Consider the following 16,245-nt stretch of genomic DNA (forward strand, 5'->3'; position numbering starts at 1 on the left):
GCGGAAAAACCATCCCTGGATCAACCCACCCTTGCGCCCGACGCAAGGGTGCGCGGGGTGCTGCGCGGGCGTGCGGCGAGGCTTGCGCGGCGGGCAACCTTCGATTGCGCCGCGCGGGATTTATCCCGGCGGGCAGGCGAACGAATATTGCAGCACTCGTTAACCGCAGAGGATTTCATGAATACATTTCGACTCTCCGTCCTGGCGCTGAGCATGGCGCTCGTGGGCGCCGCCGCGCATGCCGAAGGCAAGACGCGTGAACAGGTGCGTGCAGAACTGATGGAAGCCAAGGCCGCCGGCCTGGTGACTTACGGCGAACAGCAATACCCGGTGGATCTGCCTCATGTCAGCACCAAGACCCGCCAGCAGGTGCGCGAAGAACTCGACGCCGCGCGCGCTGCCGGCCTGGTCACGTATGGCGAACAGGATTATCCGCCCGCGCTGCCGTCGCAATCGGACAAGACCCGGGACCAGACGGTCGCGGAACTGCGCGAGGCGCGCCTGCGCGGCCAGATGAAATCGGGCGAACTGGACTATCCGCCCGCCGTCAATTGATACCGTCGGCCTTGTCCGCGAAGTAGCGGGCAGGCGTCTTGCCCAGCGTCTTGCGGAACATGGTGATGAAGGCGCTGACGGACTCGTAGCCCAGGTCTTCCGCCGTGCGCTGCACCGAGATGCCCGCGGACAGGCGCTGCAAGGCCTGGATGATGTGCATCTGCTGGCGCCAGCGGCCGAAGCTCATGCCGAGTTCTTGCTGCACCAGCCGCGCCAGCGTGCGCTCGCTCATCGCGACGCGCCTGCCCCATTGCGCCACCGTGCTGCGGTCGGCGGGATCGGCGTGCAGGGCATCGGCGATTTCACGCAGGCGCGGGTGTTCCGAAATGGGCAGGTGCAGTTGTTCGGCCGGCATGCGCGCCAACTGCTCGACCAGCACTTCAGCCAGCTTCCGGTTGGAAGGCGTGGCGGTGTCCTGCGGAGCCAGGTCGGCCAGATAGGCGACCAGTTCGCGCACCAGCGGCGAGATCGCCAACGTGCAGCACTGTCCAGGCAGGCCCGCGGCGTCTGGCGGTACGAACAGGAAACACACCCGGCCGTTCTGCGTGACGCGGTTGCTGTGCGGCACGCCGCCAGGAATCCAGACGCCGCATTGCGGCGGCACCATCCACAGGCCTTGCGGCACGGAGCAGGTCACCCCGCCCTGCAAGGACAGCACCAGCTGTCCCATTGCGTGCCGGTGCGGCGGGGATTCCTGATCGTTCTCGTCCGCGTGCACGCGCATGGCATAGGTCCATTGCGAGTCGATATCGGGGTTGAAGAACGGGGCGGGATCGTCCAGGCGGTGCATTGAATATCACCTTGACCGAATTTAGGGATAATTTGTCATTATGTCGAAATTCGGCGAAGGCGGCGATGCTTAAGCTGATGGCATGAATTCGCATCCCCTTACTTCCAAACGTCCCGCCGGCCATCCCGTGTTGCTGATCGCCGGCATTCTTTGCATGTCCATGGCGCTGCGCGCGCCCATTACCGGCGTGCCGCCGCTGACCGGCATGATCCGCGAGCAGCTGGGGCTGAGCGCCACCGCCGCGGGCATGCTGATCACCTTGCCCCTGCTGGCCTTTGCCGTGGTGTCGCTGTTCGCCGCGGGCCTGGCGCGCCGCCACGGGCTGGAGCGCAGCTTGTTTGCCGCCATGCTGCTGGTCGCGGCGGGCATCGTCGTGCGCACGCTGGGGCCGGCCTGGAGCCTGTTCCTGGGCACCGTGGTCATCGGCGCGGGCATCGCCATCGGCAACGTGCTGTTGCCCAGCCTCTTGAAGCGCGATTTCCCGCAGCAGGTCGCGGGCCTGACCTCGGCCTACGTGCTGACCATGAGCCTGGCCGCGGGGCTGGCGTCCGCCATCGCCATCCCGCTGGCCGGCCTGTCCGACGCGACCTGGCGCTTTTCCTCGGGCTGCCTGCTGGTGGTGCCCGTGCTCAGCGCCTTGCTATGGCTGCCGCAACTGGCCAACCACACCGCGCCTGCGGCATCCACGGCGCATGCGCCGCACGGCCCCCGCTTGTGGCGTTCTGCGCTGGCGTGGCAGGTGACGCTGTTCCTGGGCATCAATTCCTTCGTGTTCTATGTGGGCGTAAGCTGGCTGCCGGCCATTTTGCGCGATGCCGGCTACACGGCGGAACGCGCCGGCGCGCTGCATGGCCTGCTGCAGCTCATGTCGGCCGTCCCGGCCCTGTTCCTGGCTCCGGTGGTGCGGCGTCTGAAGGACCAGCGCGGCGCGGCGTTCTGCTCGGCCGCGGCCTCGTTTGTCGCGTTTGCCGGCCTGATCGTCGCGCCTGGCTGGGCGACGCTATGGATCGTCCTGATGGGACTGGGCACGGGCGGCGGCATCATCCTCGGCCTTGCATTCGTGGGCCTGCGCGCTAGCCATGCGCAGCAGGCGGCGGCGCTGTCGGGCATGGCGCAATGCGTGGGCTATCTGTTCGCGGCAAGCGGCCCTGCGCTGGCGGGCACGCTGCATGACACGCAGGGAGACTGGAGCCTGGCGCTGGCCCTGTGCGCGGTCTTGTGCCTGGCGATGGCGGCTACCGGTCTTTACGCGGGCCGCGCCATCCAGATCGGGCAATACCGGGACGCCGCGCTCAAGGCTGTCCGGCCCGGCTTTTCCACAAGCGCACCAGCGGCTCGGGCGCGTCGGTCTCCGGCACGTCGAAGCTGACGTCCGCGACGCCGTCGCCTTCGTACACGACCTCGACGTGGAAGTAGCGCTGGTCGCCGCCCGCCGGTGCGCAGCGCGGAACGGCCACCGGCGCGGCGCGTTGCAGGGCGTCGCAGACCTCCTGCCGCAGGTCCGGCGGGCAGGTGACGAGGTCGATGCTGCGAGGCTGCGCCAATGCGGGCACATAGGCCAGCCCGCCTTCGCGGGTCAGGCGCACCAGCATGGCAAGGTCCAGGGACGGCAGCTCGATCATGTCTGGACTCCCACGCCGGCCCACGCCCGGGCGACGGCGTCGCGCACGGCGGCCTCATGGCGTTCCGCCGCGACGGCCAGTGTCAGTTTCGCGAACTGCACGAAGTCGGCGTCGTGGCGCAGGCGCTTGTCGCACAGCGCGTCGTACCAGACGCGGCCCGCGCCGGCCCACGCGGGGCCTTCCAGCGCTGTGGCCGCCAGATAGAAGGCGCGATTGGGAATGCCGGAATTGATGTGCACGCCGCCGTTGTCGTTTGGCGTGTCCACGTAGTCGCGCATGTGCGCGGGCTGCGGATCCTTGCCCAGCAGGGGATCGTCGTAGGCGCTGCCGGGCTCCGCCATGGAGCGCAGCGCGCGAGCGCGGATCCTGGGCTTGAACAGCCCGGCGCCCACCAGCCAATCGGCGTCGCGCGCGTCCTGGCCCAGCGTGTGCTGCTTGACCAGCGCGCCGAAGACGTCGCACAGGGATTCGTTCAGGGCGCCGGACTGGCCCTGGTAGAGCAGGGCGGCCTCGGCGTCGATCACGCCATGGGTGAGCTCATGGCCGATGATGTCCACCGCCACCGTGAAGCGGTTGAACACTTCGCCGTCGCCATCGCCGAATACCATCTGCGCGCCGTTCCAGAAGGCGTTGTCGTAGTCTTCGCCGTAATGCACGGTGCCCACCAGCGGCAGGCCCAGGCCGTCGATGGAGTGGCGCTTGTAGACATCCCAGAACAGCTTGTAGGTCGAGCCCAGATGTTCATAGGCTTCGTCCACTGCCACGTCGCCGCTGGCGGGGGCACCTTCGGCGCGCACCAGCTTGCCAGGCAGCGTGGTGGTGTTGGCGGCGTCGTGCACGGCGCGCTGGGGTGTGCCGGCGGGCGCCGCCTTCTTGGGGCGGGCTGGCTTGGCGCGCGGCGGCTGCACCGCCATCTCGCGCAGGCTGCGCTGCTGCTGGTCGATGATCAGCGTCTTGACCGCGGGCATGCTGACCCGCGCGTCGGCGTGTTGCGCCAGGCGATCGAGCATGTAGGGGGGGATCACGCCGATCAGCGGCGCGGACTCGGAAGGACGTGGCATGCGCGGTCTCCGTCGTGGGCGCCGGGCCAGGGCCGCGGCGCGAGGCGATTCAACGGTAGCAGATAGATCCGCGGCAGGGACGTAACAGTGTGCGGCCTGATGCTAGGAACTATGGACGCCGCGTGGCGGCGTCCATGACGCGCGGAGCCTAGTTGAACACGCCCGTGAGGACGTCCGCGACGACGGCGGTGGCGATGGCCACGAGGATCAGGTCGCTGCCCGCGACGCGCCATTCGTAGCCCGGGTGCACGGGCAGGCGCGCCAGCATGGGGCCGGGCACCATCTTCTTGGCGATGCCCGGAGGCAGGGGCTTGCCGCGCGCCAGGTTCTTGCGTATGCCCGGCGGCAGCGAGCCATAGCCCGTCGCCCCGGCCTGCACGGCATAGCCGCGCGCGGTGGAAACGGTGATGCCCGCGGTGCTGAGCGTGACGCTGACCCCGCCGTCCTGGCTCTGCTGGCCCTTGTTCTTGCCATTGCCATTGCCGTTACCGTTGCCATTGCCTTGGCCCGCGTGATCCGGCTTGCCTTTGCCCTCGGGCGGCGCGGCCTGGGCTGGCGCGCCGAGCGCGGCGGCACAGGCAAGGATGGCAATGATCATTGAGGGTGTGCGGTGCATGGTTGCGGCTCCTGCAGTGTAGAGGTGCCTAGCGTAGCGCTGTCGTTGGACTCGCGCCACTGTCTGTTGCCGTCGCCATCGCAACAATCGCCACAATTCGTTTGATGTTCCACTCGCGATAGAATCCCCTGCTTATTTTCCGGGGGGGAACGCACGATGAGGTATTTCCTGATCTTGGTTGGGGCGGCCGTGGTCGCTTATTTGCTGGCGCGCGGCATCGCCGCCGTGCTCTCGGACCGTAAACGTTCAAAATCAGAAAGGGATTCGAAGTGAAGCCGACAGATATCCAGATGGTCAAGACGATTGGTGCCGTAAAGCCGCGTAGTTTCAAGATCGCGTTGATCACGGCGGTGTTGTTTTTGCTGATCCTGTTCCTGGCTTTCGATTCCTGGTTCCAGGTCGATCAGGGCGAGCGCGGCGTGGTGCTGCGCAACGGCAAGCTGGTGCGCGTGTCGGAGCCGGGCCTGGACTTCAAGACGCCGTTCATCGACAACGTGATGACGGTGTCGGTGCGCGACCACACGTTCGTGTTTGAAAAGCTGGAAGCCTACAGCTATGACCAACAGCCGGCCACGCTACGCGTGTCGGTGACCTATCGCGTGCCGCCCGAGCACGTGGCCGAGCTGTACTCGGAGTACGGCACCATCAGCAATCTGCAGATGCGCGTGCTGGAGCGCAAGACGCCGGATTCGGTGAAGAACGTGTTCGGCCAGTACACCGCGGTGCGCGCCATCCAGGAACGCCAGAAGCTGGGCCAGGACGTGAACACTGCCGTGCTCAAGACGATGGAAGGCGCGCCGGTGCAGGTGGTGGGCGTGCAGATCGAGGAAGTCGGCTTCTCGCAGGCCTATGAGCATTCGATCGAACAGCGCATGCTGGCGCAGGTGCAGATCGAGACGACCCGCCAGCAGAAGGAAACGGCGATGATCAACGCCGAAATCCAGGTGGTGAAGGCCAAGGCGGAAGCCGACGCGCGCCGCCAGCAGTTCACGGCCGAGGCCGACGGCATCCGCATGCGCGGCGACGCCGAAGCGGCCGCGATCCGCGCCAAGGCCGAGGCCCTGGCCGCCAACACCAATCTTGTGAGCTTGAACGCGGTGGAGAAGTGGGACGGCGTGCTGCCGACCACGCAGGTGCCGAACGCGGCCCTGCCGTTCATCGGCATCAAGTAGGCGCCGCGGGCGCAGGCTGCGCCCGCAGCGGCGGTGCAGCCTGACGCTGCCGCGCGTAGTCCATGAGGCTGTCGCCCGACAATGCCTTGCTGTAGTACCACCCCTGCACGACGATCTCGGCGGGGGATTCCAGCGCCATCAGCTGCTGGTCCGTTTCCACGCCTTCCACCACGATCTGCAGGTTCAGCGCTTCGCAAAAGCGCAGCAGGCCGTTCAGGACCAGCGCGCCGCGGGCGCTGTCTTGCGCCACGACGAAGCTGCGGTCGATCTTGACCGCGTCGATTTCGAACTGGTGCAGATAGCTCAGGGCGGAATAGCCGGTGCCGAAATCATCGATGTAGATACGGGCGCCTATCGCGTGCAGGCGGTCGAAGGCGGTGTGCAGCGCCTGCGTGTCCTCCACCAGCGCGTCCTCGGTCAGCTCGACCGAGACCTGGCCGCCAGCCTGCGCCAGCACCTTGATCAGTTTCTCCAGGTAGTCGCCGGACGTCAGCGTGCCGGCCGTGACGTTGATGGTCATCGGCAAGGCGAAGTCGCGCTTGCGCCATTGCAGGCATTGCTGCACGGCCTGCCTGGCCACCCACAGGTCCACCTCCCGCATCAGGTCGGCCTGCGCCAGCCAGCGCAGGAATTCCACCGGCGTTTGCCGCGCGCCGTCGGGGCCGGTGGCGCGCAGCAGCGCTTCGCAGCCCGTGCACAGGCCACTGCGCAATGACACCTGCGGCTGGAACTCCAGATGGAAGTCGTATTGGCTGATGGCGCGGATGCGGGTGTTTTCGGCGTTGCGGCGCGCGCGGTCGGCGTAGGTCTGCACCACGGGATCGTGCGCGTACAGCAGCGATTCTTCTTGCAACCGGGTGAAGGTCGTGTCCAGTGATTTGAAGTAGACGGTGGCGCTTTCCTGGCGCTGTCGCTCCAGCGCGACGACAAAGGGCGCGTACAAACACGCGCCCAGCGCCACCAGCACCAGCTGCAGCGCCACGCCGCCCAGGCTGCCGCCGGCCGCGATGTAGGCGTTGAACAGCACCGGCGAGGTCAGCGGCAGGGTCGTCGTCGCGGAAGGCAGCCAGCCCAGCTGCACGACGGCCAAAGCGAGGATGGCGTTGGTCACCGGCGCCAGGATGAACGGCGCCAGCAGGCGCGGATTCAGGATCAGGGGCAGCCCGAACAGCAGGATTTCATTCACGTTCAGCAGCGCCACTGGCAGGCTGGCCAGCGCCAGCAGGCGCAGCGATTCGCCGCGCGCAAACACCAGCATGGCCACCGCCAGCGACAGCGTCGCGCCCGATCCGCCGATGAAGACGAAAGCGCCCAGAAGGGTGCTGTTCAAGGCATACATGCCTTCGTAGCCGGCGGACTGGGTGGCGGCATTCAGCATGACCGCCTGGTCCATGACGCTCATCAGGGGAGCCAGCGCGTGGTAGCCGTGTATGCCGAAGAACCACAGCAGGGAATTCAGGCCGGCGACCAGCGCGCCCGAGGTGAAGGGGCTGTCCAGCGAGGCCAGGCTCAAGGGGATGTTGAATTGCGCCACGGCGGGAATCTGCAGCGCGGCGGACAACGCCAGCACGACCAGGGTGGCCGTAAGCAGGCCCGGCACGACCATGTTCAGCGTGTCGCGGACGTTTTCGCTGATAACGCCGTCGGGCGCCAGCTGGGTCCAGCGGCGGCGGTGCAGCCACGCCATCAATGGCACGGTCAACAAGGGCGAAACGATGGCGATGAACAGAACCAGGGTGGCGGCGGCCTGGGGGTAGGGCGCCATCAGGCCGTCGGCGATCATCACGTAGGACAGGCACAGGAACGCGGTGGGCAGATGCGGCACCCGGTGGCGGAACGACAGCATGTAGCCGATGGATGTGCCGGCCAGGATAGGCATGAGGTTCGTCAGCTTGTCGTGGACGGCGGTCAGCAGTTCCACGACGGTGGCTGGCAGGCCCAGTTGCCGGGCGACGACGGACAGCACCAGGAACAGCGCCGTGACCAGCAGGCACGGCAGGGTCCAGAGCAGGCCCTCGCGTATGGCGCGCAGCGCGCTCGCGCCCGCCAGCGCAGCCAGCCGATCTTTTGGATAACGCATCAGGGCCAGTTTCGGCATGGCGGTTCGCCCAATAGTCCGTGCAAGCGAAGACCCCCGCTCCCGTGTTTGTAAGAATATTTTGCTACATCCTAGCCCCGCTTTTCCCGGTTTAGCAATCGACGCCTAACAGAATGTCAGGGATTCCCCTCTATCAAGAATTGCAAAGCGGGCGCAAGGTGGCAGCACAGGTACACGGGGACGCTATACGATCAAGCGTCGTTCGCCCGGTGGCGGGACTACAAGCTTCAGAAAGAGGAGACGTGGATGTCTCAGTTGGATTGGACGTCCGGCGATACCAAGCCGGACCGGCAGGGGTACTACGAAACGCGATACGACACAGGATGCACGGCCATCACGCTGTACAGCGTGCTGGGTTGGATGCCGGTGAAAACGCCCGGCAACATGGTGAGCTGGCGCCCTTTGCCGCCAGCCGTCGAAAGACAGGAAGCCGAACGCCACATCCAGGAACTGCGAGAGGCGCAAAGCCACGTTCCCATGGATTACTGACGGGATAGGCAGGCCTGTCCGCTACCAAGCATTACCCGTGCGGCGCCTGGCATGCCGCTGTAGCCGCGGGCGTGTCCATGGCGGGCGGGGGGACACGCTAGAATATAAATAGTTCCTATTTAGATTCTATAGCCAGGTGCGCCTTGCCTACGTCCGACTCGCCGCCCGCCGATCCCGTCGCGCAACTCTATCGTGACCACCACGGCTGGCTGTCGGTCTGGTTGCGCAGGAAGCTGGGCAACTCTTTCGACGCGGCGGATCTGGCCCACGATACCTTCGTGCGGCTGATGGCCGGGCGGCGCAGGACGGACGTGGGCGCCGAGCCGCGCGCGTTGCTGACCCACATTGCGAAGGGCTTGGTGGTGGACCACTGGCGCCGGCGGGCGCTGGAAGAGGCCTATCTGGCCGCGCTGGCGCAATTGCCCGAGCAGCAGGCGCCTTCGCCCGAAGCGCGCGCCCTGATTTTGGAAACCTTGCGCGCCATCGATACGGCGTTGCGGACGCTGTCCGCCAAAACGCGCGAGATCTTCCTGATGTCGCAGTTCGACGGCATGGGCTACGACGCGATCGCGCAAAGCCTGGGCGTGTCGCTGTCCACGGTCAAGCGCCATGTGCAGGCGGCGCTGGCCGCATGCCTGATCGCAAGCCAGGCCGACGCGTGATCGATCCCGCCATCCTGAAGGAAGCGGCCGGCTGGCTGGTGCGCTTCCAATCCGAGACCTTGTCGCCGGCGGACTGCGAGTCCTTCGACCGCTGGCGCGGCCGTAGCGCCGCGCACGCCGCGGCCTGGCAGCGTGCCGAAGAAATGCTGCGCGGATTCGGCCAGGTGCCGCCGCGTGTCGCCGCCGATACCTTGCGGCGGCTGGATCGCCCGCGACGCCGGCAGGCGCTGCGGGCGTTGGCTGGCCTGCTGGTGCTGGGACCGGCGGCCTGGCTGGCCGGACGCGAGCTGCCCTGGCGCGAATGGAGCGCGGATGCGCGCACTGCGACGGGCGAACAGCGCCGCATGAACCTGACCGACGGCACGCAGCTGGTGCTCAACACGGCCAGCGCGGTCGATATCGAATACACCGCCAGGCAGCGCACGTTGTGGCTACGGGCGGGCGAAATCCTGTTGACCACGGGCCGCGACTCGCCACAGCTGCAGCGGCCCTTTGTCGTCCAGACCGCGCAAGGCGCGATACGCGCGCTGGGCACGCGCTTCCTGGTGCGCGACGAAGGCGACGCCGTGCGCGTGGCGGTGTTCGAGGGCGCAGTGGAGATCCGGCCCAAGTCGGCGGGGGCCGGCGCCATGGTGCTGCCGGCCGGGCAGCAGACCGTCTTCAATGGGCGCGAGGTGCGGCCCCAGGCGGCGGTGGACGCCACGGCCGCCTCATGGGAGCAGGGCATGCTCGCCGTGCGCGACTGGCGCCTGGCGGACCTGGTGGATGAGCTGGGCCGGTATCGCCGCGGCGTGTTGCGCTGTGATCCGGCGGTGGCAGGGCTGCGGGTATCGGGGGCATTTCCCTTGAACGACACCGATGCCAGCTTGCGGTTGCTGGAAAAGACCCTGCCCGTGAGAGTGAGCCGGATCACGCCGTACTGGACCACGGTTGCCGCCCGTGCCGGCGTTACAAATTAATCGCAGTCGGGCTGAACCTTTTTTCCGCTTCGTCCGGTGTACCGGGTGAACCGCCGCGTATCGCGCGCCACCCAGACCCTTACGAAGGATAGCTTCATGGTTTCCCGAATCTCCCGTCCGCCATGCCCGGCCCGTGGAACAGCTGTCCTGCCGCCGCTGGCGGCGCTGCTGCGGGCCGCCGGCATGGGCTTGGCCCTGCTGGCTGGGGCGGGGACCACGCCGCCAGCGCTGGCCGCCGACGCCGTCAGCGCGGCGGCGCGCAAGTCCTACGCGATCCCGGCAGGCCCGCTGGGCGATGCGCTGGCCCGGTTCGCCGCCGTCGCGGGCGTGCCGCTGTCGTTCGATCCGGCCATGGTGGCGGGACTGCACAGCAACGGACTGGACGGCGACTACACCGTGAAGGAAGGCTTTTCCCGTTTGCTGTCGGGGTCGGGCTATGGCTTGTCGGAGCAGGGCGGCGGCGCCTATTCGCTGCGCAAGCTGCCGTCGGGGTCCGACGAGTCGGCCACCGTGCTGCCCGCGGTCACCGTCGCCGGCGCCGCTGCGGCTCCCTTCGCGCTGCCGGCGGAGTACGAGGGCGGCCAGGTGGCCAGGGGCGGACGCCTGGGCCTGCTGGGCAACCGCGACGTGATGGATACGCCGTTCAACGTCACCAACTACACCTCGGACCTGTTGGCGAACCGTCAGGCGGTCACGCTGGCCGACGCGCTGAACGTTGAACCCTCGGTGCGTTTCACCGGACAGATCGGCGGCGTGACCGACTCGTTCTACATCCGGGGCTTTCCCATCGGCGAAGGCAACTTGGGCGAAATCGCCTTTGACGGGGTTTATGGCGTGGCGCCCAACTATCACGTCTTCACCGACTACATCGAGCGGGTCGAAGTGCTGAAAGGGCCGGCCGCGCTGCTGTACGGCATGTCGCCCAACAGCGGCGTGGGCGGCGTGATCAACATGGTGCCCAAGCGCGCGCTGCCGCAGGACCTGAGCCGCGTGTCCGCCGACTATGTGGGCGACTCGCAATTCGGCGCGCGCGCGGACCTGAGCCGTCGCTTCGGCAAGGACGGGGAATGGGGCGTGCGCGTCAACGGCATGCACCGCCAGGGCGATACGCCGCTGGACAATCTGTATTCGCGCACCGACATCGGCGCGCTGTCGCTGGACTACCAGGGCGAGCGGCTGCGCGCCTCGCTGGACCTGCTGACGCAGAATGAAAAGATCGACGCGCCCACGCGGCCGTTCCTGGTGGCCGCCGGCATCGACGTGCCGCATGCGGCAGATGGACGGCGCAACGCCACCCAGCCCTGGGGCTGGTGGAAGTCAGACGGGCAATCGGCCCTGCTGCGGGTCGAGTACGACATCAGCGACCGCTTGACGGTATTCGCCGACGCGGGCGGCTCGGACACGAACGTGGCGCGCCTGTCGGACCAGACGCCCACCATCGTCAACGCGGCGGGGGACACGGTGGTCACGCCGAACAACTTCAGGTTCGAAGTCAACCGCAGCACCTACAACGCAGGCCTGCGCGCCAAGCTGGACACAGGCCCGGTGCGCCATGCCATCAGCTTCATGGGCAGCCTGTACAGCGACCGGAATTCGCAGGCCAGCGTGACGGGTACGCCGCTCACGTCGAACATCTACCATCCGATCACGCGGCCGCAGCAAGATATCCCGGCGCCGGCCAACGTGCCCAAGATTTCCTCGTCCGATCTTTCCGGCCTGGCGCTGGCCGATACGCTCAGCATCCTGGACGAGCGCGCGCAGCTTACGCTGGGCGTGCGCCAGCAGCGCATCCAATCCCGCAATTTCAATGCCACGACCGGCGCGCGCACCGTCAGCTATGACGAAAGCGCGACCACGCCGCTGGCGGGCATCGTCATCAAGCCCTGGAGCAATGTCTCGCTGTATGCCAACTACATCGAAGGCCTGAGCAAGGGCGACGTGGCGCCGGCCACCGCCTCCAACGCCGGCCAGGTGTTCAAGCCCTACAAGGCCCGGCAGAAGGAAGTGGGCGTGAAGGTGGACCTGGACAGCGCCATGCTGACCCTGAGCGCGTTCGAGATCACCAAGCCCAGCGGCCAGTTGACCAACGGCGTGTACGGCGCGGACAGCGAGCAGCGCAATCGGGGCCTGGAACTGAACCTGGCCGGCGAACCGTGGCGCGGCCTGCGCCTGCTGGGCGGCGTGACCTGGCTGGACGCGGAGCTGACGCGCGCCGGCAATAGTGCTTTGGTCGGCAACCGGCCGGTGGGCGTGCCCAAGGTGTCGGTGAACCTGGGCGCGGAATGGGATACGCCTTGGGTCGCGGGCCTGACCCTGACCGGCAGCGTGATGCACACCGGCAGCGAATACATCAATCAGGCCAATACCCAGTCGGTGCCATCGTGGACCACCTTCGATCTGGGCGCACGCTATGCCACCAAGGTCTATGGCAAGGACCTCACGCTGCGGGCCAACGTGGTGAACGTGTTCAACAAGGCTTACTGGTCGGGCGTGGCCTCGTATGGCACGATCTCCCAAGGGGTGCCGCGCACGTTGATGCTATCCGCGTCGATGGACTTCTGATCGGCGCTAGGACGCCAGCAGCCCGCTGATTCGGGCCAGGTTGTCCAGCGTGCTGCGCAGGTGCTCCGCCAGCTGCGCCGCGGCCTCTTCGTTGCGTTCGTGTTCCAGCAGGTCCAGGATGGCCAGGTGCTGTTCGCAATGCTGCTTGTAGCGGCTGCGGTCTTGCATGGATCGGTACGAAAGCAGCCGGCGCACGCGGTTCACCCGCTTGATCGCGTCGATGAAGAAGGGATTGCCCGAGGCCTCCACCAGAGATTCATGGAAGCGTACGCCGCGCTCGTGCAGCTGGTCGGCGGTGTCGGTGGCGATGCCGCCGTCCAGCAGGTGCTTTTCGGCCGCGCGGCAACGCGCCAGCACCTGTTTGTCGATGTGAAATCCCGGTTCGAGCAGCGCGGCCGGTTCCAGCGCCAGCCGCAGGCGGTAGGACTGCAGCAGGCTGTCAGGGGTGGTCATCATGGATGAAAATTCCCAGCCATAGCCGGGCCGCCGCTCTGCCCAGCCTTCCTGCGCGATGCGGCCCAGCAGGGCTTGGGTCTGCGCCGCCGTCAGGCCATAGCGGGCGCGCAGCAGCGCTTCGCTGCATTGCACGGGCAGTTCGCCGCGCAGCAGTTCATCGGCCAGCTTGAAGTAGCTGTGCGTGACGATGTCGTCGACGGAGGGCGGCGCCAGGTCCCCGTGCAAGTCCGCCAGCGCGGCGTGATCCCGTTCCAGGAAGTAGCCGCGGTTGGGCTTGCGCGAGACGATGCCGCGTTGCTCCAGGATGCCCAGCGCGTCGTTGACCGGCGAGCGCGACAGGCGCAGCCGGTCGGCGATCTTCTGCGCGGTCAGGTGCGCGCCCGCGGGCAGGCGGTCTGCCTGGATCAGCGCCAGGATTTTCGCGGCGGTATTGGATTGGGCGCTCATGTGTTGCGGACGGCGGAATGGATGGTGTCCGAGAGGATAGCGGGAATGACGCCGCCCATGCGCAGCAGCCTGACTTCCAGCCGGGTCTCGACCGCCGCCGTCGCCTGTAGCGTCTCGGCGGTGCCGCCGGCGCGCAAGAGGCGCACGGCCACGGGCATGCGCGGCGTCAGCGCGGCGGCCGGGGCATCGATCTCGATCCGGTCGCCGGGCCGGATGCGCAGCGTTGCTGGCGTGACGCCGGCGGGCAGGCGCAAGGGCAGGATGCCCATGCCGATCAGGTTGGAGCGGTGGATGCGTTCGAAGCTGACCGCCAGCACGCAGCGGATGCCCAGCAGGCGCTGTCCTTTGGCGGCCCAGTCGCGCGAGGAACCCGTGCCATAGCGTTCGCCTGCCACCAGGACCACGGGCTGGCCGGCCCGGGCGTAGCGGCCGGCGGCCTCCCAGATCGGCTCCACCCGGCCGCTGGGCGCATGCAGGGTGTGGCCAACCGGCGCTTCGGGTATGAGCAGATTGACGAGGCTCTTGCTGTAGAACGCGGCGCGCAGCATGACCTGCCAGTTGCCGCGGCGCGATGCGAAGACGTTCAGGTCGTTGCGGTCGTCGCCGCGTTCGACCAGGAAGTCGGCGATCAGGCTGTCCGGCGGAATGGCGCTGGCGGGCGACAGGTGATCGGTGGTCACGTCGTCGCCCAGCACCAGCAGGGGATGCGCGGTGTAGCGGCCCAACTGGCCGGCCGCTTCGGTGCTGGCGAACGGCGGGCGGCGCAGCGCGGTGGAGGCGGGGTCCCAGGGAAAGCGCGCCGAGTCCGGCGATTGCAGCGCATGCCATGCCGGGTTGGCGCTGGCGATCCGGAAGGCCTGGCGGTAATCGGCGGGCTGCTGGCCGGCGGCCAGCGCGGCGTCTATCTCCGCGTCGTCAGGCCAGAGCTCGCGCAGATGGATGGCGCGGCCGTCGGGGGCGGTCTGCACGGGTTCGCGGCTCAGGTCGCGTTCGGCGTCGCCCGCCAACGCGTAGGCGATGACCAGCGCCGGCGACATGAGAAAGCCCAGGTCCAGGTCCGGATGGATGCGGCCAGCGAAATTGCGGTTGCCGGACAGCACCGCCACGGGATGGACCGCGCCCGCCGCCATGGCCGCGCGCACGGGCTCGGGGAGGGGGCCGGAATTGCCGATGCAGGTGGTGCAGCCGTAGCCCACGATGTCGAAGCCCACGGCGGCCAGATCTTCCAGCAGCCCGGCGCGCGCGAGATACGCCGCCGCCGCGGGCGAGCCGGGAGCCAATGAGGTTTTCACCCAGGCGGGCACGCGCAGGCCGGCCTGGCGCGCCTTGCGGGCCAGCAGGCCAGCTGCGGACAGCAGCCGTGGATCCGAGGTATTGGTGCAGCTGGTGATGGCTGCGATCGCCACGGCGTAGCGGGGCAGGCCGCGCGCAGGGACCGCCGGCGCGTCCGCCAAGCCGGCCAGGATGGCCTTGGTGTGTCCGTAGGGATGCAGATCCTGCGGCCGACGCGGCCCGGCCACATGCATCTGCACGCGGTCCAGCGCGATGTCGACGACGCGGGTGTAGCGCGGCGCGGCAGCGGGGTCATAGGCGATGCCGGCGCGCTCGGCGTAGGCCTGTACCTGCGCGATCAGCGTCTCGGGCCGGCCCGTCTGGCGCAGATAGGCCAGCGTCTGCCTGTCGATGGGGAAGTAGCCCGTGGTGGCGCCGTACTCGGGCGCCATGTTGGCCACCACGCAGCGGCTGCCGGCCGGCAGCGTGGCCACGCCGGGTCCGAAGAACTCCACGAATTCGCCGGACACCTGGATCTCGCGCAGGCGCTGCGTCACGGTCAGCGCCAGGTCGGTCGCGCTGACTCCCGCGCTCAGCGCGCCGGTCAGCCGCACGCCGATCACGTCCGGAATGCGCAGCAGCGTGGGCATGCCGAACATCACCGTCTGCGCCTCCAGGCCGCCCACGCCCCAGCCCAGCACGCCGATGCCGTTGACCATGGGCGTGTGGCTGTCGGTACCTATCATCATGTCCGGATGCAGCGCGATGCCGTCGGCCTCTTCCTGCCCGCAAACCACGGTCGCCAGCTGTTCCAGGTTGATGGTGTGCATGATGCCGGTGCCTGGCGGATGGATGCGCACATTGGACAGGGCCTTGGATGCCCAGCGCAGGAAGCGGTAGCGCTCGGCGTTGCGGCGCAGCTCCAGGTCCAGATTCAATTCCGCGGCGTCGGCGCGCGCATAGGACAGCACCGCCAGCGAATGGTCTACCGACACGTCCACGGGCAGCACGGGATTCAGCGCGGAAGGATCCACGCCGGCCTCGGCCAGCGCATCGCGCATCGCGGCGATGTCGACCAGGGCCGGGGTGCTGGTGGTGTCGTGCATCAGCACGCGTCCGGGCTGGAAGGCGATCTCGGCTTCGCTGGTGCCGTGCTCCAGCCAGCCGAACAGCGCCGCGGCGGCCACGTCGCGCTCCGCGTCGTGCATGTTGCGCAGCGCGTTTTCCAGCAGCAGCCGCAGCACTACGGGCAGGCGGAAGTACTGGGCGCCGTACATGCCGGGCAGGTCCAGGCAGGTATGGAGGACGCCATTGAGGGTGAAGGCGGCGTGGCGGGGCGTGACGGCAGGGATATGCATGACCGTCATTTTGCATATTGAGTTGTCAAAATGCAATTATAGAAAACTGGGACGGATGGTTTGAGGTTCCGCGCCGAAGTCGCCTGGAGCCCGTCCGTCGCGGGCTCAGCGCATGACGGCGTCCAG

Annotated in this window: 14 protein-coding genes; 7 read left to right on the top strand and 7 right to left on the bottom strand. The window is 67.7% G+C overall.

Annotation, left to right across the window (positions count from 1 at the left end; genetic code table 11):
* Window positions 1-177 precede the first annotated feature (177 nt).
* The gene (locus tag IB257_RS13475) at window positions 178-555 is read left to right on the top strand and encodes a DUF4148 domain-containing protein (RefSeq protein ID WP_054451701.1); all 378 of its coding nucleotides are present in this window, start codon (window positions 178-180) and stop codon (window positions 553-555) included.
* Here IB257_RS13475 and IB257_RS13480 read toward each other — a convergent pair.
* Window positions 548-1,345 (bottom strand): helix-turn-helix domain-containing protein, encoded by a 798-nt coding sequence (locus IB257_RS13480; protein WP_054451700.1) that lies wholly within the window; start codon window positions 1,343-1,345, stop codon window positions 548-550. The two genes, IB257_RS13475 and IB257_RS13480, sit on opposite strands and share 8 nt — an antisense overlap.
* Before the next feature lie 82 nt (window positions 1,346-1,427).
* Here IB257_RS13480 and IB257_RS13485 point away from each other — a divergent pair, with 82 nt between their 5' ends.
* Window positions 1,428-2,714 (top strand): MFS transporter, encoded by a 1,287-nt coding sequence (locus tag IB257_RS13485; protein ID WP_125473155.1) that lies wholly within the window; start codon window positions 1,428-1,430, stop codon window positions 2,712-2,714.
* Here the strand turns inward: IB257_RS13485 and IB257_RS13490 are convergent.
* The 3 genes from IB257_RS13490 to IB257_RS13500 all read right to left on the bottom strand — a co-directional run bounded on the left by IB257_RS13490 (window position 2,638) and on the right by IB257_RS13500 (window position 4,644).
* Window positions 2,638-2,967 (bottom strand): protealysin inhibitor emfourin, encoded by a 330-nt coding sequence (locus tag IB257_RS13490; RefSeq protein ID WP_175180708.1) that lies wholly within the window; start codon window positions 2,965-2,967, stop codon window positions 2,638-2,640. The two genes, IB257_RS13485 and IB257_RS13490, sit on opposite strands and share 77 nt — an antisense overlap.
* Window positions 2,964-4,028 carry a M4 family metallopeptidase gene (locus tag IB257_RS13495; RefSeq protein ID WP_054451697.1) on the bottom strand — a complete coding sequence of 355 codons (1,065 nt, stop codon included), beginning with the start codon at window positions 4,026-4,028 and terminating at the stop codon, window positions 2,964-2,966. The genes IB257_RS13490 and IB257_RS13495 overlap by 4 nt, the downstream gene beginning before the upstream one ends.
* Before the next feature lie 148 nt (window positions 4,029-4,176).
* Entirely contained in the window at window positions 4,177-4,644 is a 468-nt protein-coding gene (locus IB257_RS13500) for an anti-virulence regulator CigR family protein (RefSeq protein ID WP_175160193.1), read from the bottom strand.
* Between the two features lie 290 nt (window positions 4,645-4,934).
* Here IB257_RS13500 and IB257_RS13505 point away from each other — a divergent pair, with 290 nt between their 5' ends.
* On the top strand, window positions 4,935-5,816 hold the full coding sequence (locus IB257_RS13505; protein ID WP_119449450.1) for a prohibitin family protein: 882 nt from the start codon (window positions 4,935-4,937) through the stop codon (window positions 5,814-5,816).
* On the opposite strand, the gene IB257_RS13510 is transcribed toward IB257_RS13505, so the two are convergent.
* Window positions 5,809-7,914, bottom strand: a complete 2,106-nt coding sequence (locus IB257_RS13510) for a PTS sugar transporter subunit IIC/EAL domain-containing protein (protein ID WP_054451694.1) — start codon at window positions 7,912-7,914, stop codon at window positions 5,809-5,811. The two genes, IB257_RS13505 and IB257_RS13510, sit on opposite strands and share 8 nt — an antisense overlap.
* A 246-nt stretch (window positions 7,915-8,160) precedes the next feature.
* On the opposite strand from IB257_RS13510, the gene IB257_RS13515 reads away from it, so the two are divergent.
* The 4 genes from IB257_RS13515 (at window position 8,161) to IB257_RS13530 (ending at window position 12,586) form a co-directional block, all read left to right on the top strand.
* Window positions 8,161-8,403, top strand: a complete 243-nt coding sequence (locus IB257_RS13515; RefSeq protein ID WP_054451693.1) for a hypothetical protein — start codon at window positions 8,161-8,163, stop codon at window positions 8,401-8,403.
* Between the two features lie 143 nt (window positions 8,404-8,546).
* The gene (locus IB257_RS13520; RefSeq protein WP_054451692.1) at window positions 8,547-9,065 is read left to right on the top strand and encodes a sigma-70 family RNA polymerase sigma factor; all 519 of its coding nucleotides are present in this window, start codon (window positions 8,547-8,549) and stop codon (window positions 9,063-9,065) included.
* Window positions 9,035-10,024, top strand: coding sequence for a FecR domain-containing protein (locus IB257_RS13525; protein WP_192492425.1), 990 nt, complete (start codon window positions 9,035-9,037; stop codon window positions 10,022-10,024). The genes IB257_RS13520 and IB257_RS13525 overlap by 31 nt, the downstream gene beginning before the upstream one ends.
* A gap of 96 nt (window positions 10,025-10,120) precedes the next feature.
* Window positions 10,121-12,586 (top strand): TonB-dependent receptor, encoded by a 2,466-nt coding sequence (locus IB257_RS13530; RefSeq protein WP_175160189.1) that lies wholly within the window; start codon window positions 10,121-10,123, stop codon window positions 12,584-12,586.
* 6 nt (window positions 12,587-12,592) lie between these two features.
* Here IB257_RS13530 and IB257_RS13535 read toward each other — a convergent pair whose 3' ends face one another.
* Together IB257_RS13535 and acnA are read right to left on the bottom strand one after the other, a co-directional pair.
* Complete coding sequence (locus tag IB257_RS13535) at window positions 12,593-13,489, bottom strand: GntR family transcriptional regulator (RefSeq protein WP_192492426.1); 897 nt, start codon at window positions 13,487-13,489, stop codon at window positions 12,593-12,595.
* Window positions 13,486-16,119 carry an aconitate hydratase AcnA gene (acnA, locus tag IB257_RS13540; protein ID WP_192492427.1) on the bottom strand — a complete coding sequence of 878 codons (2,634 nt, stop codon included), beginning with the start codon at window positions 16,117-16,119 and terminating at the stop codon, window positions 13,486-13,488. The genes IB257_RS13535 and acnA overlap by 4 nt, the downstream gene beginning before the upstream one ends.
* Between the last annotated feature and the right edge of the window lie 126 nt (window positions 16,120-16,245).

The sequence above is a fragment of the Achromobacter sp. ACM03 genome, assembly GCF_014851665.1.
Taxonomy (GTDB): domain Bacteria; phylum Pseudomonadota; class Gammaproteobacteria; order Burkholderiales; family Burkholderiaceae_B; genus Achromobacter; species Achromobacter aegrifaciens.

Bases quoted from the DNA above. Each gene is read 5' to 3' on its own strand.
- IB257_RS13495 (WP_054451697.1), bottom strand. From the start codon at position 4,028: ATGCCACGTCCTTCCGAGTCCGCGCCGCTGATCGGCGTGATCCCCCCC.
- IB257_RS13500 (WP_175160193.1), bottom strand. From the start codon at position 4,644: ATGCACCGCACACCCTCAATGATCATTGCCATCCTTGCCTGTGCCGCC.
- IB257_RS13525 (WP_192492425.1), top strand. From the start codon at position 9,035: ATGCCTGATCGCAAGCCAGGCCGACGCGTGATCGATCCCGCCATCCTG.
- acnA (WP_192492427.1), bottom strand. From the start codon at position 16,119: ATGCATATCCCTGCCGTCACGCCCCGCCACGCCGCCTTCACCCTCAAT.
- IB257_RS13475 (WP_054451701.1), top strand. From the start codon at position 178: ATGAATACATTTCGACTCTCCGTCCTGGCGCTGAGCATGGCGCTCGTG.
- IB257_RS13530 (WP_175160189.1), top strand. From the start codon at position 10,121: ATGGTTTCCCGAATCTCCCGTCCGCCATGCCCGGCCCGTGGAACAGCT.
- IB257_RS13490 (WP_175180708.1), bottom strand. From the start codon at position 2,967: ATGATCGAGCTGCCGTCCCTGGACCTTGCCATGCTGGTGCGCCTGACC.
- IB257_RS13505 (WP_119449450.1), top strand. From the start codon at position 4,935: ATGGTCAAGACGATTGGTGCCGTAAAGCCGCGTAGTTTCAAGATCGCG.
- IB257_RS13510 (WP_054451694.1), bottom strand. From the start codon at position 7,914: ATGCCGAAACTGGCCCTGATGCGTTATCCAAAAGATCGGCTGGCTGCG.
- IB257_RS13535 (WP_192492426.1), bottom strand. From the start codon at position 13,489: ATGAGCGCCCAATCCAATACCGCCGCGAAAATCCTGGCGCTGATCCAG.
- IB257_RS13485 (WP_125473155.1), top strand. From the start codon at position 1,428: ATGAATTCGCATCCCCTTACTTCCAAACGTCCCGCCGGCCATCCCGTG.
- IB257_RS13480 (WP_054451700.1), bottom strand. From the start codon at position 1,345: ATGCACCGCCTGGACGATCCCGCCCCGTTCTTCAACCCCGATATCGAC.
- IB257_RS13515 (WP_054451693.1), top strand. From the start codon at position 8,161: ATGTCTCAGTTGGATTGGACGTCCGGCGATACCAAGCCGGACCGGCAG.